Origin of the sequence: Candidatus Nanosyncoccus nanoralicus (genome assembly GCF_004138405.1) — a bacterium.
Taxonomy (GTDB): Bacteria; Patescibacteriota; Saccharimonadia; order Saccharimonadales; family Saccharimonadaceae; genus Nanosyncoccus; species Nanosyncoccus nanoralicus.
This window is the reverse complement of record NZ_PRLL01000014.1, coordinates 1-15,073: the sequence shown is the minus strand read 5'-3', so window position 1 is coordinate 15,073 and position 15,073 is coordinate 1. Positions and strand designations below refer to the sequence as shown.

Sequence of the window (15,073 nt, the reverse complement as noted above, 5' to 3'; positions counted from 1 at the left end):
CAATTAAATTTAAATTTCCTTGATGCCAATACTCTCTGTGAACATCTAGCTAATCAATTAGATTTTTCTGATTTCAAGATCCAGGATAGTCAAGCATATAATTTGCCGATCAACACAAATTCTTACCTTATTGCTAAAATTGAACTACCAGTCGTAGATTTTTATAACCCACTTCAAAATATCACTGCAGATCAAATTAGCGACTCAACCTTTCTCTCAAATAATCAAATCCGACTAGTCTCACCCGATCAGCTTAATACGAGCACTAAGCTCCTTAGCTACGAGAATCAATACTATCTTGACAATCAGCAGTCTGGCGCCCGCTTCACTCTTCTACATATAACGAGCATCGACTCCTCTTCCACTACGGATAATACTAAAATCCGAACAATTCATGACTTACTGTCCCCACTTTTTTCCAAGAACCAGCCCAAAGAGATTGTTTCATTCGCCGAGACTGGCGTCACTGCCCTTACTCGTCGTCTCACCTATAAGCTTAATCAAGAAAATAATGGTGGATTCTTCGCTGAATACATCGCAGATTTTCTTAAATCCAAAACCTTCACTCATATCAGCAATGAAATTAGTTTTAAGGAAGGCTGTCAAGGCGGCTATCAAACCATGACTCTCTGCGCCGATTGGCGTAGCCTTGATACGATCACCGCTATTGGTACAGATATCGTAGAATTGACCGGCAATCATAATAATGACACGGGCTCCGATAATAATTTAAAGACTCTCGCCAAATATCGGGAACTCGGTCTTAAAACGGTTGGCGGTGGAGCAAATCTTGAACAAGTCAAACAGCCCCTTGACCTTAATTCCTCCATTCGCTTACTCGCCTATAATCATTCGACTAGTAGCGTCGCTAACGGCCAGCTCGCCACCGAAGCTTCACCAGGAGCCAACCCCTACTCCGAAGAACAATTTAAAGCAGACCTCGCCTCCGCCAAAGCAGAAAACAAATTCACAATTGTTAATATTCAATTCTTTGAATGTTATGCCTATCCTGACCAGCCAGTTGCTTTTCCAACCTGTGACCAACCAATACAAAATCAAAAAGAGTTCTTCCGACATCTTATCGATCTTGGCGCCGATATAGTGGTTGGTACCTCTGCTCACCAACCACAGACCTACGAGCTCTACCAAAATAAACCAATTTATTACGGACTCGGTAATCTATTCTTTGATCAAATCTATTGGCCAGACACCACTCGTAGCCTCATCCTCACTCATTATTTTGACCAAAATAAACTTCTTCAGACACGTATTTCGCCAACCAGTTATGATCAAACTTTTAGACCTCGCCTACTCGACTCAAACGAATCTCAAACTTTCCTCGCTCGCCTCATCTTCGCCTCGCCAAAAGGGAATTAATTACTAAAATTATCATTATATAAAAGGAATAATATGCCACCATATAACATAAATCCAGAAAATAATTTCACTCCAAATGAATTATCAAAGCGCAGTATGCCGAAATTCGGAAAAATCCTCTTCATTATTATTTTTACCACCATCGGCGTCATTTCACTCTCCTTTGGAATTGTCTATCTCATGAAATATCTTAACGAGCAAACAACGAAGCCTACGCAAACCGCACAGGAGATAAAACAATTTAAAAAAACTAACCTTCAGCCAACACTTGATCGCTGGCTGTCATCTCAGGTTAGTAAGAAAAATAGTAGCATATTGATCTATGATTTAAATAACCAAGAAATTATTGCCAGAAATAATGATTTCTCGCAAAATAATAGCCTTGGCCTTGAAAACCTCTTTCTAGCCTATCAGATTTATACAAAAATCGACCAAGGCGCAATTAAAAAAGAGAAATTAATCACAGTGGATGCCGAACAAATCTCCATCGATAACTGCCTCTCAAAAATCCTCCAAGAAAATCACTCCGGCTGTGCCACGTCTCTAGTTTCAGAAATTGGAGAAAACAGTTTTAAGCAATTCCTCAAAGATCAATCCTATACCAATACAAATTTTACCAACCACCTCACTAATACTACTGACCTGCTCAGTCTCTCTAAGCGCCTGAGTACACACCCTGATTTTTCCGAACAGCTCTGGCAAGAATTTAAAACCAAACTCACCCCTCAGAATAATAATAAAAATCCGCTACTCACTGGTTTTTCTAAGCTCACAGTTTATGGATTATATGGCGCCCAAACCAATAACACCACAAACGCCAACCTAAGCTATCCACTATTTAATAATCTATACTTCCTTGAGACCAAGCAAGAAGACCCCAAAGACCGTCAAACCTTTGTTCTCATCTTCCTTGCCTCCGACATCGACGCCGCCTCATTAATTGATCTCGCAAAAGCCATCGAGTCCACAATCCTCGAATAAGCTAAATCCCTAGACCCTCATTTTCATATAGACAAAAATAGACTCCGATAAGAGTCTATTTTTATTTTTAACTGAATTATTCAGCGTCGTTCCAACGTTGAATTGCAGCCTTAATTACTTCTTTAGCGGATTCTACACCCTCAAAGCCTTTAACTACTGTAGTTCCAGGCTTTTTAAGATCTTTGTAGTGATTAAAATGGAACTCAATTTGCTTAATTAATTGCTTTGGTAAATCTTCAAGCGTTTGATATTTATCACCATTATTGCGATCATCAGCTGGTACACAAATCACCTTGTCATCTACTTCATCTGAATCAACAAACTTCATTACGCCAAGCACGCGTGCCTTAGTGTAAATACCAGTAGTAAGTGGCTGGTCTGTTACCATCAAAACATCAAGCTCATCACCATCTTCGTCAAGTGTCTGTGGAATAAAACCATAATTACATGGCTTAGCAAAGGCCATTGGTTCTACACGGTCAAGCATAAAACAAGCATTTTTGCGATCCCACTCAATCTTATGATTAGAGCCAGTAGGGATCTCGATCACGACGTTAATTTCACCGTCTTCAAAGTTTCCTGGGGTCAAGATTTTATTAAAATCTGCCATAATTAAACTCCTATTTAATTTTTCACTCATTATACCATGCCACCTCTTTGCCGTAAAAATATTTTTATGATAAAATAGATCTATTATATGATTCTCTAGGCGCTAAGTCTGCCCAAAATCAACACTTTTTAATAAATCATTTAACAAATCAATAATTAATACGAGGCCTTATGACAAAACAACCCAAGAAAAAACCCAAATATAAATCAACCATTGGACGCACCCTTCACTACTTTATCAAAGCCAACAAGAACTACAAGTGGCTCACCCTTGGTGTCTTCATTGTTACCCCTATTGTTATTTTCGTACGCACTATTCTCGCTCCACTTGTTGTCGCCAATATTATCGACATCCTCTCTTCCGCTAGGCCAGAAGATTTCATCAACCCCGGCAACATTTTCCAAATTCCGCTTGTACAAAAAGTCCTACCGCAGGGTATTTTCCTAATCCTCTGTCAATTAATTGGTTCAAGCATACTCGGCAATCTACGTGTCTATCTAGTCTGGAAGATGGAACTTCTTACCATTAATGATCTCTCCATCCAATGTTTTGACACCATCAATAATCAATCCATGCAGTTCCACTCTGATCGCTTCTCCGGTTCTCTTACCGCACAGGTTGGCCGTTTTACTAGAGCCTACGAACGTTTTGCGGATTCCATCATATTTAATATCGTTCCTCTTATCGTCACTTTTTCATCTATCTTTATCATCTTAATCAATCGCGCACCTACCTTCGCAATTCTATTAATGATCTTCTCGGCTGTCTTCGCCATCGTTTCTTCAAGAAGCTTTAAACGTATTGGTGAATGCAACGAAAAAGAAGCGGCCGCCCAAAATAAACAGACCGGTCAACTTACCGACTCAATTACCAACATCATCTCCGTCAAATCCTATGCCCAAGAGAATTACGAACGCACTCGTTATACAAAATTCCAAGCCGAAACTTTAGCAGCTGGTGAAAATTCCATGCGCGCCACGATCCATCGCGATGTGATTTTCGATTCCATCTTTCTTCTGATCGACCTTATTATGATTACCTTCATTGTAGTTGGCGCCCCTGTTATGGCTCTCCCTGTCTCTACCGTGATTCTTATCTTCCAATTCTCTCAAACTATCCTGATGAATCTTTGGGATGTCAGTAGCATCTTTAAAAACTTTACCCGTGTCTTCGGCGATGCTCATGAAATGACCATCATTCTTGATGCTGTCGACACCGTAGTCGACGAAAAAGGTGCTAAGAAGCTCATTGTGGATAAGGGTGGTATCATTTTCGATCACATCACTTTTACGCATGCTGATGCTAAAGAAAGTATTTTTAAAGACTTTAATCTAGAATTAAAGCCCGGAGAACGTATCGGTCTGGCTGGTCTCTCTGGCTCTGGTAAAACCACCCTCACCAAACTCTTGTTGCGTTTTGCCGATGTTGACAAAGGTACAATTAAAATTGACGATCAAAATATCCGCAAGGTCACTCAACACAGTCTGCGTAAAAACATTGCTTACGTTCCTCAGGAGGCCTCACTTTTCCATCGCACCATTGCAGAGAACATTGCCTATGCTAAACCTGATGCCTCTATGGAAGAAATTAAACATGCTGCAAAACTCGCCAATGCTGCCGAGTTCATTGAAAAACTCCCTAACGGCTATGAAACCATGGTTGGCGAACGTGGTGTTAAGCTTTCTGGAGGTCAACGTCAACGCATTGCCATTGCAAGAGCTATTCTAAAAGATGCGCCGATCCTAGTTCTTGATGAGGCTACATCTGCCCTTGACTCCGAATCCGAAGCCCTGATCCAAGAGGCTCTACTTCGCCTCATGCATGGTCGCACCTCTATTGTGGTCGCACATCGTCTCTCTACCATTTCTAGCCTCGACCGTATCGTAGTACTTGAGAATGGCAAGATTATCGAGCAAGGACCACATGAAGAACTTCTTAAAAATCCAAAAGGACAGTATAAGAAGTTGTGGTCACGTCAATCTGGTGCTTTTGTCGAAAAATAAAATGGATCCTATTACTACACCAAGACAACCCCTAGCTGAACGCATGCGTCCACAAACTTTGTCTGACGTTTTAGGACAAGAACAAGTCATCGGTGAGGGTAAAATTCTAACCGAAATCGCCAAAAAGAAAGAGCCCGTCAATCTCATTTTCTGGGGCCCACCTGGCACTGGAAAAACCACCCTCGCTCGTATCCTCGCTAAAGAATTTGCAGCCGATTTCATCGAGCTTTCTGCCGTCACCGCTCATAAGAGCGATGTCGAAGCAGTTGTGGAACGTGCCAAACAAAACTGGAATCTCAAGATCCGCACTCTCCTATTTGTCGATGAAATCCATCGTTTTAATAAAGCTCAGCAAGATGCCTTTCTTCCTCATGTCGAATCTGGGCTAATTACCTTAATTGGTGCCACCACCGAAAACCCTAGTTTCGAGGTTATTCCTGCTCTCATCTCAAGGTCTCGAGTTATCGTCCTAAAGAACCTGGACGAATCAGCTATTCTAAAGATTCTAAAACGCGCCACGGAAAAAGAGGGAATTAAGAAAAAAATTCCAGATGAAAGCCTAGCATTGATCGCGAAACTTGCGAGTGGCGATGCCAGATCAGCCTTGGGCGACCTTGAAATCTGTCTCTCTCTAGGTAAAACTATTACCCAAGATCTCGTTCTTGAAGCCGTCGGCAAAAAAATCATTAATTACGATAAAGACGGTGATTATCACTACGACACAATCTCCGCCTTCATCAAATCCATGCGCGGCAGCGATGTCGATGCCACATTATACTATTTAGCACGTATGTTAGAGGGTGGAGAAGACCCTAAATTCATCGCTCGCCGTATGGTTATTTTTGCCTCCGAAGATATTGGCCTTGGTGGCAATGGCGCACTCGGCCTAGCTGTCTCCGCCTTTCAAGCGGTCGAACGCATTGGCATGCCCGAATCTGGCATTATCCTTTCCCACGTTGCTGCCGCTTTAGCCAAATCGAAGAAGGATCGCAGCAGCTATGACGCCTGGAATCGCGCTAAAGACCTTGCCAGAAATACCCGCAATCTGCCAATCCCTCTAGGTATTCGCAACGCACCAACCAAGCTAATGAAAGATTTAGGCTACGCTAAAGGCTATAAATGGGAGGCAGGTTTTCACCATGACGTCAGCTACTTACCAGACGAGATTAAAGATCAAAAAATTTATTTTCCCACCAAGCCATAAATCTAACCAAGAATCGTATGTACTTTTTGTTTTAGAACGGGCACTACATCTCGCTCAAACCATGAGTTCTTTGCCTGCCAACGAAAATTTAACGGACTAGGATGCACAATAGGAAAATATTTTGGCAAATATTCCTGAAAACATTTTACCGTTTCAGTCAAATTCTTTTTTCTTGTATCTTTAAGATAATACTTAATTGCATACTCGCCTATCAAAATAATTAACTGAATTTTTGGCATCAATTTCATAATATCCTCATGATATTCTTCAGCGATAAATTTCCGAGGTGGTAAATCCCCAGTTTTTCCTTTACCTGGATAATAAAAATCCATAGGCATAATTGCAATTTTTTCTGAATAAAAAGTCACCTCATCTATACCCATCCAATTACGCAATTTTTCTCCAGACTTATCCTTAAATGGAATTCTATTCTCTTCAACTTTCGCTCCAGGAGCTTGTCCAACAATTAGAATCTCTGCACCTTCAGAGATTTGAAGAATTGGCGGTACCTCGCGCAAGGTGTAACTTGTGTTACGTGGGTCACTCTTTAGCTTTTTGATTATTTCTTCCATCTTTTCCAATTCCATTTCTATAAACTAAACAACAAGGTTGGTTAGAGTTATATTTTCTACATTATAGCACCCCTGTGTTTTTCTATTTATTTTGTTATAATAAACGCATAAAGGAGTAAAGCTATGATTTTTATTGTCATCATCTTAATCGCCGCCCTTATTATTATTCCCGGCGTCAGAATTATTAACCAATACGAACGCGGCGTTGTCCAACGTCTTGGCCGTTTTCGTAAAATCCTTGATCCAGGACTTCATGTTATTATCCCCTATATTGACACTATGCGCAGCGTCGATGTCCGTACTACACCAATGGATGTCCCAAAACAAGAAGTTATCACTAAAGATAACGTCACAGTTAATGTTGATGCCGTCGTTTATTTCCGTGTAATTGATGCTAAAAAAGCTGTTTTTGAAACCACCAATTATGCCTATGCGACCTCCACTTTTGCCCAAACCGCATTACGTGATGTCACCGGTAATTTCGACCTGGATGAATTACTCTCAAAACGCGACGAAATTTCTAGCCAGATTAAAGAAATCGTTGATGCCCAAACTGATAAATGGGGAATCGATATTGAAAGTGTCAAACTCCAAAATATTGAACTTCCTTCTGATATGAAACGTGCCATGGCCAAGCAAGCTGAAGCCGAACGCGAACGTCGTGCCGCCATCATCTCTGCTGAAGGCGAAAAGGCTTCTGCTGCCGCTGTTGCTGAAGCTGCCGAACTACTTGCTAAAACTCCTGGTGGTCTTAATATTCGTACCCTTCAGACTTTGGAGAAAATCAGCACCGATCCATCTCAGAAGACAGTTATCCTTCTTCCAACCGACCTTGCCGGCGGACTCAAGAATCTTTTCAAATAACACAAACACCGTTTCATAAAAATAGTGCCAGATGGCACTATTTTTATTCTAAAATTTCAACTCACAATCACTGCAGTAATAACGATAATCCTCCAAACAACACCCACCAAGCCAAATTTTCCCCTCCGCCTCCGCTTTTTCCATCTCTTCATCCATCACAGGCATCCCATAGATAATTCTTGCCGTATGTTTGTTTCCACATTTAGGACAAACTGATCGCAACTTCTCTATCTGCCGTTTTCGATCTATTTTAAGCATCCGATCGACCTCCACCATCCTTCTTAATCCAGCCATTTCATCTTCATCAAAAAATTTCTCGACCTCATAAAGCAAAGCTTTCCTATTTTGGAAAAACTTATATAAAAAGGTACACAAAATCTTTACTTGTTCAGCTTCACCATTCTTAGCCCATTCTCTTAGCTTATCCCCAAGCGGTAAGTACATATAATGACCGCTTGCCTCATAAAATTCATGGAGAATCTCATCATACTTGCTCCCCATATGAAGACTAAAACTCTGCTTGATCAATTGATTAATATTTGGCATTTTATAGACGTCTTTAATAATCGGCCTTGGCTCTATTTCTTTGTCGTATATAATCTTAATCTTCATCAGTTAGCTAGATTATAATACCTTTTAGGTTCTTCAGTGTAAAAAATAAAGCTAAAACACCGTGTCGCGTAATAAATATTGCAATCAACCGATAATCCAAAACAAAAAAATCGATACAAAGTATCGAATCTATAAAACAATAATTCATTGTGGCTGGGGATGAGGGATTCGAACCCCCGAATGGTGGGACCAGAACCCACTGCCTTACCACTTGGCGAATCCCCATCGGTATTCTTATCATATCATATTTTTTAAAAAATAATCCCATTTTCTTAAAAATCACTTTACAAAAGTTGAAATCCTCGCTATACTCCTATTGACAGTCTGGTATCAGACTATTTTTTATGGAAGGAGCAAATGGCAAATATCACTCGTATCAAAGCCGGTGAATCTAAGGAGAAAACCTCTCCCAAAAATCGAGCGCCGGAAAAAACTAATAGCAAATCCGCAACCGAAACTACAAGTCATACTCAACAAACGACAGTTTCAACAGCCGACAAAAAGCTAACCAAGCTTGAGAAGGCACAACAAAAATACGAGAAGAAACAAGCAAAAAAGCAGGCTAAGTTAGAGAAAAAAGCTAACAAAAAGCCAATGCCAAAGGTTCTTCGCATCCTAACTGCTCCTTTCCGTAAAATTGGTGGTTATTTCCACGCTTCTTGGCAAGAACTTCGCCAAGTTCGCTGGCCAAATCGTAAAATGACCTGGAAACTCGTTTCCGCCGTCATCATCTATACTGTCATCTTCGCAGCATTTATCATGTTGCTTGACGCAGGTTTCACTTTATTATTTAACAATCTATTGAAATAGGAGAATAGAAAATGGCAGTCAACCGTTATGACGACACTCTAGCATGGTACACAATTAGTACCTACAGCGGCTACGAAGATAAGGTCGCAGAATCAATCAAGCAGCGTCTCGATCGCCCAGAATTCCAGGATAAAATTTTAGACGCTATCGTCCCTAAAGAAAAACAAATTGAGATTAAAAACGGTAAACGCAAGATTGTTGATCGCAAGATCTTCCAGGGCTATGTTCTTGTCCAGATGCGTCTTTCAGACGAGACTTGGTACATTATCCGAAACACCCCAGGCGTCACTGGTTTTGTTGGTACTGGCACCCAACCAACTCCAGTTTCCGAAAAAGAAATTGCAAAGATCAAGAAACGCATGGGTGTTGAAGATCCAAAGTATTCCGTCAACTACGCCCTTAATGAAGTTGTCTCCATCACCGATGGTCCTTTCAAAGGCTTTGAAGGTACCGTTGCCGAAATCGATTCCACCAAAGGCAAACTCAAGGTTATGGTTTCCATGTTTGGTCGCGAAACGCCAGTTGAACTTGACGCTCTTCAGGTAAAGAAGATCAGCTAGAATAACTCTCTAGACTCACTATAAAATAGAGCACTTCGGTGCTCTATTTTATCTATCTATCATATCGAATAAAAAGCTCGGTCACAAAAAAACAGGTTCTATATTGTCAGTTATGCTAAAATATAACCATATACATTTAATTTGGGATCTGCCTCATGCCAATCACAAACCATAATCAACTTAGCCATAACGAGATAACGGGCCAAGAAAATAATATCAATACAACCGAGCAAAGCGCTCAGCATCTATCTCGCCTCCAAAACGAAATCGGCTCCAAAGTCCTCTCTCTTGTTAACTTCGAATCTAAATATAAAGACATCGTCGAATCTTCCTTCAATAAAGCCAGCCAAAATAAAGAAAAACTCCCAGGCAAGAATAATGAACGTAGAAACTTCGCCTATCTCTCTCGGCTGGATCGCATCATCAAGAAACACGGTGATAAAGCCGAACAAAAAATCTGGGAAGCCTCTGCCGAAAGTGTCGTCATGGACTTTGAAGATATTCCAGACTCCTATTGGAAACAACAAGAACAAATCTTAAGAGACAATGGTCAAGGCAGGGAACTAAGTAGAAGTGAAAAGGAAATTCTCGCTGATGATCTCATCGAAAAACAGCGTGAATCCATCACCTCTTGGACCAACTACCTAGGCGATAAGAACTGCCCATATCCTCTCTGGTTTAAAGTCTATGCTTTCGATGGTATCTCCAAGATGAGCAATGCTCTAAATCTTGATGATGCAAATTATGATAGACGCGATCATACTACAGCATTAAGCTTCCCAAAACTTAACGCCGAAATCCTTGCCAAAGTCTATCGCCAAATCAACAATTTCTATGGTGTAGATAAAGAAGACTGGCTCAAAAAGAACTCTGATGATGAAAAACTAGTTTCTCTCGTTAAATCTGCCAATTTTCCAAAACTCTACGCCAAAGAATTACTCGATACCAAAGTTATTCTTAAAACCCCCGAACGTGCTGAAGACGTCCATGGTGATTGGTTTGAATATAAACTAGGAGACGAAGAGGAAATTGCCGACCTTGCCGAAGGCACCCGTTGGTGTGTTGTGGATCCCAATGTTGCCCACAATTATTTGACATACGGACAATTTATCAACCCCGGAGAAGATAATAACTATGATGATGACGATTGGGAAGATGATGATCAGACAGAATACCCTGAAGCCAAATTTATTATCTTTAGACTAGAAGACCCCAATTCTCCCGGTGTTTATGCTTCCAACGGTTCCGCCTCCATTCGTCTTGATCCTGATGGCATGGTTGCTGAAGTATCAGGATTAGGCGAAGGACAAGCCATTGAAGATGCTCTTGTTCCTACCGTTAAGAAAAAGACATTATCCTTACCAGGTGGCGAAAAGTACCTACAAAAGTTTGATGATAAGCAAACCCTAATTCGCCTAGACAAAAAGATGAAAAAAGGACAAGATCTAACCAAGGAAGAACTCAGCTTCCTCTATGAGTTAGATCGCCCAATTGCCACCCTAGATACCTACAACAGAAGAGACCCTAGAATCCCAGAATTAAAAGAAAAATATAACGTAGAATACGCCTTAGAAAAAGGATTAGATATTGATAAAATCATTTCAAGTTTAGGACCAAACACCCTCATACAAAACCTAGACTCTCTTATTAAGTACGGTGCGGATATTGATAATATCACAAGCAATATAGATTCATATGATATCGCTGCAAATCTAGACACTCTCCTCGACCACGGAGCAAACATTGATGTCAACGAATTAGCTTCAGAACTAGACACGTATTATGTCTTAGAAAATCTAGACGCTTTCCTCGACAACGGAGCAAACATTGACGTCAACGAATTAGCTTCAGAACTCAACTCATATGACATCTTCGAAAATCTAGATACCCTTCTTAAAAATGGTGCAGACATTGATCTTATTGTGGGTAAAATGAAATCTCACGATATTGTATATAGCCTAGACTTTTTCCTTAATCACGGTGCTAATATTAATATCAATAAATTAGTCTCAAACTTAAGCGAAGAAGATATCGCCAAAAAACTAGACATTCTCCTTGAACACGGTGCCGATATTGACAATATCATAAATTGTATGGATTCAGACGATATCGCCAAAAACCTAAACCATCTCTTAAGATGCGGCGCAGATGTTTACAACATTGCATATAACCTGGACCTAGACAATATCTCTTTTCATCTAGATACTCTCCTCGAACATGGCGCTGATATTAATCATATCGTAAATGATATGGATTCATACGAAATTACAATAATCCTAGACGCTCTCCTACAACATGGTGCAGATGTTAATCTAATAACAGAAAAATTAAGTAAGAAAGAAATTGAGGATAATATTGACATCCTCCGAGAATACGGCGCAAATCTTTAAAACCATTCCTATCCCGCTTATGCTATAATGAAACCATAAAGTCCACAAAACATAAACGGAGAACAAAATGGAACCACCAATTAAAGTTAACTCTGAGATCGGGCGCCTCAAGACCGTCCTTCTTCACCGCCCAGGCGAAGAACTTGAGGCTCTCACCCCAGATTATATGGCACGCATGCTTTTCGATGACGTCCCATATCTAAAGGTCGCTCAAGAAGAACATGACGCCTTTGCTAAAGTCCTACGCGATAATGGCGTTGAAGTTCTATATCTTGACAAACTTGCCGCCGAAGCTCTTTCCACCCAAGAAGTACGTGATCGTTTCATCGTCGAAATGGTTCGCGCCTCCAAGCAAGAGGATACCTATTCCACCTTCGCCATCGTCAACTACCTACAAAGCCTCGACCCACTCGCAATGGTCAGAAAAGTCATGGCCGGTGTCAAGAAGAGTGAAGTCGAAGTCATGGAGCCAAAAAACAAACAGCTTCATCATTACATGATCGATGATTATCCATTCTATCTTGATCCGATGCCAAACCTTTATTTCACCCGTGACCCTGCTGCTTCAATCGGTAACGGTCTTACCATCAATAAGATGCATTGGCCAGCCCGTCGTCGCGAATCACTTTTCATGCAATATATCATGAAACATCATCCACGTTTTATGAGCAGCAACGTACCAGTTTGGTATAATCGCAACAACCGCTTCTCAGTTGAAGGTGGTGATGAATTGGTAATTAGCAAAGATACTCTTGCCATCGGTATCTCCGAGCGCACCGAAGTCGAAGCTATTGAGCGCATCGCTTCCAAGCTCTTCCATGATTCAAATTTCACCCGTGTTATGGCTATGAAGATCCCTAACAAGCGCGCCTTTATGCACCTAGACACCGTCTTCACCATGATCGACTACGACAAATTCACCGTTCATCCAGAAATCCTTACCGGCGAAGGTGAGCTTGATATCTACCTATTAGAAAAAGCCAACACTCATGTCGGTTATGAAATCAAGCATCGTCGCAGCCTCAAGGAAACCCTCCAGGAGGTACTTGGTCTTCACCACATTCAATTAATTCCATGTGGTGATGGCGACCCAATTGCCGCTGCCAGGGAACAATGGAATGATGGATCTAACACACTAGCCATCGCCCCAGGTGTCGTCATTACTTACGATCGTAACTATGTCACAAACAATGCATTACGTGAAGCAGGACTCAAAGTTATTGAAGTGACTGGCGCCGAACTCGGTCGCGGTCGCGGTGGTCCACGCTGTATGTCAATGCCAATCTATAGAGAGGAGATTTAATCATGTTAAACCTAAAAGGTCGTTCATTCTTAACCCTAAAAGACTTCACGCCCCGTGAAGTAAGGTTAATGCTTGAAACTGCAAAACAACTTAAAAATAATAAGCTTACCGGTGTCCCTAATAAACACCACGAAGGCAAGACTATCGCCATGCTCTTCGAAAAAACCTCGACTCGCACCCGTTGTGCCTTCGTCACTGGCGCTCGCGACCTTGGTATGCATGCCGAATTCCTAGGTAAGGACGACATTCAACTTGGCAAGAAAGAATCCGTCCGTGATACTGCCCTAGTTCTTGGACGCATGTTTGATGGTATTGAATTTCGTGGCTTCTCGCATGACACTGTAGAGGAACTCGCCAAGTATGCTGGCGTTCCCGTCTGGAACGGTCTAACCGATAAATATCATCCAACCCAAGGTCTTGCCGATATGCTCACCATTAAAGAACATGTTGGCCATCTTGAAGGCGCTCACCTTGCTTATGTTGGCGACGGACGCAATAATGTTGCAAACACCCTCATGATTGTCTCTAGCTTATTAGGACTTCATTATTCAGTGGGTACACCAAAAGAACTCTTCCCAGATCCAGCACTCGTCGAAGAATGTCGCGCTCTCGCCGAGAAATATCAGACTGGCGCCACTATTCGCGTCGTTGAAAATCCATACGAAGCAGTCACTGATGCTGATGCCGTCTATACCGACGTTTGGGTTTCCATGGGTGAAGAGGATAAATTTGAAGAACGTATTCGTCTACTTAAGGATTACCAGGTCAATCAAGATCTAATGCTTGCCACCCGCAAGAACAACACTAAATTCCTTCACTGTCTTCCTGCCTTCCACGACAAGAATACTAAGGTTGGTAAAGAAATTCTTGAAAAATATAATCTTGATGCTATGGAAGTTTCCGACGACGTCTTTTACAGTAAAAACAGCGTAGTCTTCGATCAAGCTGAAAACCGTGTTTACACTATTGAAGCCGTCATGGATCTCACTCTTTAAATCCTATCAATCCAATAAAATAAATCCCCATTCGGGGATTTATTTTATATGCTATACTTAAACCATAAGTATTATTAAAATCTAAGACCAAAGAAGGGAAAATTATGGTCGACAAAGTTACGGCCGAGACGAAGAGTCCGGCTAAAGCTACAAAAACAAAACGCCCAAAACGCAACCGCAAGCACATCAAGATGCTTTCAGCTTTCGCTGTACTTTTTGGCATCATCGCCATGATGGCCTGCTTAACATGGATTATTCCATCTGGAAAATACAACCTAGTTCCAGATCCAAGCAAACCGTCTGAAACTATTCGTGAAGCTGGCACTTATCAAGAAATTCCAAAAGTTGAACACATCACCAACGAGGAAACTGGAGAAGTTACCACAGTTGATCATCGTCAAGGCCTTTGGGATATCTTCATGGCTCCTATCAAAGGTATGTCAGACCGCCTCGACGTCATTGTCTTCGTCTTAATTCTTGGCGGCTTCCTTGGTGTCGTTATGAAGACTGGCGCTCTAGATGCTGCACTTGGTGGACTCCTGAAGAAAATGAACGGCAAAGAAAAATGGCTTATTCCAATCCTCATGACTCTCTTTGCCATTGGTGGTACCACTTACGGCATGCAGGAAGAAGCTGTTGCTTTCTACGCCCTAATCGTTCCAGTCATGATGGCTGCCGGCTATAATGCCATGACCGCCGTCATGATCATCGTGCTTGGTGGTGGCGTTGGTGTGCTTGCCTCCACTGTTAACCCATTCTCAACCGGCATCGCCGCTCGTACTGCCAATGTCC

At 41.5% G+C, this 15,073-nt stretch carries 13 protein-coding genes, 1 tRNA gene and 1 pseudogene; 11 read left to right on the top strand and 4 right to left on the bottom strand.

The features are described 5' to 3' along the window. Window positions 1-1,377: CapA family protein (locus G3KMM_RS02110; protein WP_164998482.1), on the top strand; the 1,377-nt coding region annotated here is incomplete at its 5' end. Between the two features lie 33 nt (window positions 1,378-1,410). Beyond that, complete coding sequence (locus tag G3KMM_RS02105; RefSeq protein ID WP_129604927.1) at window positions 1,411-2,358, top strand: hypothetical protein; 948 nt, start codon at window positions 1,411-1,413, stop codon at window positions 2,356-2,358. Window positions 2,359-2,434: 76 nt separating this feature from the next. On the opposite strand, the gene G3KMM_RS02100 is transcribed toward G3KMM_RS02105, so the two are convergent. Further along, a complete protein-coding gene (locus G3KMM_RS02100; protein ID WP_129604925.1) occupies window positions 2,435-2,968 on the bottom strand; it encodes an inorganic diphosphatase in 534 nt (177 codons plus the stop codon). A gap of 170 nt (window positions 2,969-3,138) precedes the next feature. Between G3KMM_RS02100 and G3KMM_RS02095 the strand changes: the two genes are divergently transcribed. Then, window positions 3,139-4,971: an ABC transporter ATP-binding protein gene (locus G3KMM_RS02095; protein ID WP_129604922.1), complete on the top strand. Its 1,833-nt coding sequence runs from the start codon at window positions 3,139-3,141 to the stop codon at window positions 4,969-4,971. After that, the gene (locus G3KMM_RS02090) at window positions 4,892-6,175 is read left to right on the top strand and encodes a replication-associated recombination protein A (RefSeq protein WP_206660642.1); all 1,284 of its coding nucleotides are present in this window, start codon (window positions 4,892-4,894) and stop codon (window positions 6,173-6,175) included. Before G3KMM_RS02095 ends, G3KMM_RS02090 begins: the two co-directional genes overlap by 80 nt. Before the next feature lie 2 nt (window positions 6,176-6,177). Here the strand turns inward: G3KMM_RS02090 and G3KMM_RS02085 are convergent, their stop codons facing one another. Next, on the bottom strand, window positions 6,178-6,747 hold the full coding sequence (locus G3KMM_RS02085; protein WP_206660641.1) for a uracil-DNA glycosylase family protein: 570 nt from the start codon (window positions 6,745-6,747) through the stop codon (window positions 6,178-6,180). A 123-nt stretch (window positions 6,748-6,870) separates the two neighbouring features. On the opposite strand from G3KMM_RS02085, the gene G3KMM_RS02080 reads away from it, so the two are divergent. Next, window positions 6,871-7,611: an SPFH domain-containing protein gene (locus tag G3KMM_RS02080; protein ID WP_129604917.1), complete on the top strand. Its 741-nt coding sequence runs from the start codon at window positions 6,871-6,873 to the stop codon at window positions 7,609-7,611. Window positions 7,612-7,659: 48 nt separating this feature from the next. Here G3KMM_RS02080 and G3KMM_RS02915 read toward each other — a convergent pair whose 3' ends face one another. Together G3KMM_RS02915 and G3KMM_RS02070 are read right to left on the bottom strand one after the other, a co-directional pair. After that, entirely contained in the window at window positions 7,660-8,223 is a 564-nt protein-coding gene (locus G3KMM_RS02915; protein WP_206660640.1) for a hypothetical protein, read from the bottom strand. A 150-nt stretch (window positions 8,224-8,373) separates the two neighbouring features. Beyond that, a tRNA-Gln gene (locus tag G3KMM_RS02070) sits at window positions 8,374-8,448 on the bottom strand. Window positions 8,449-8,580: 132 nt separating this feature from the next. Between G3KMM_RS02070 and secE the strand changes: the two genes are divergently transcribed. The 6 genes and pseudogenes from secE to G3KMM_RS02040 all read left to right on the top strand — a co-directional run. Beyond that, on the top strand, window positions 8,581-9,033 hold the full coding sequence (gene secE, locus G3KMM_RS02065) for a preprotein translocase subunit SecE (RefSeq protein ID WP_129604915.1): 453 nt from the start codon (window positions 8,581-8,583) through the stop codon (window positions 9,031-9,033). An 11-nt stretch (window positions 9,034-9,044) separates the two neighbouring features. Continuing rightward, window positions 9,045-9,593: a transcription termination/antitermination protein NusG gene (gene nusG, locus G3KMM_RS02060; RefSeq protein ID WP_129604913.1), complete on the top strand. Its 549-nt coding sequence runs from the start codon at window positions 9,045-9,047 to the stop codon at window positions 9,591-9,593. Between the two features lie 155 nt (window positions 9,594-9,748). Continuing rightward, window positions 9,749-11,983 (top strand): ankyrin repeat domain-containing protein, encoded by a 2,235-nt coding sequence (locus G3KMM_RS02055; RefSeq protein WP_129604910.1) that lies wholly within the window; start codon window positions 9,749-9,751, stop codon window positions 11,981-11,983. A 67-nt stretch (window positions 11,984-12,050) separates the two neighbouring features. Next, window positions 12,051-13,286 (top strand): arginine deiminase, encoded by a 1,236-nt coding sequence (arcA, locus tag G3KMM_RS02050; RefSeq protein WP_129604908.1) that lies wholly within the window; start codon window positions 12,051-12,053, stop codon window positions 13,284-13,286. A 2-nt stretch (window positions 13,287-13,288) separates the two neighbouring features. Next, window positions 13,289-14,281, top strand: a complete 993-nt coding sequence (argF, locus tag G3KMM_RS02045; protein WP_129604905.1) for an ornithine carbamoyltransferase — start codon at window positions 13,289-13,291, stop codon at window positions 14,279-14,281. 104 nt (window positions 14,282-14,385) lie between these two features. Continuing rightward, window positions 14,386-15,073, top strand: a pseudogene (locus G3KMM_RS02040) (hypothetical protein); the annotation flags it as partial.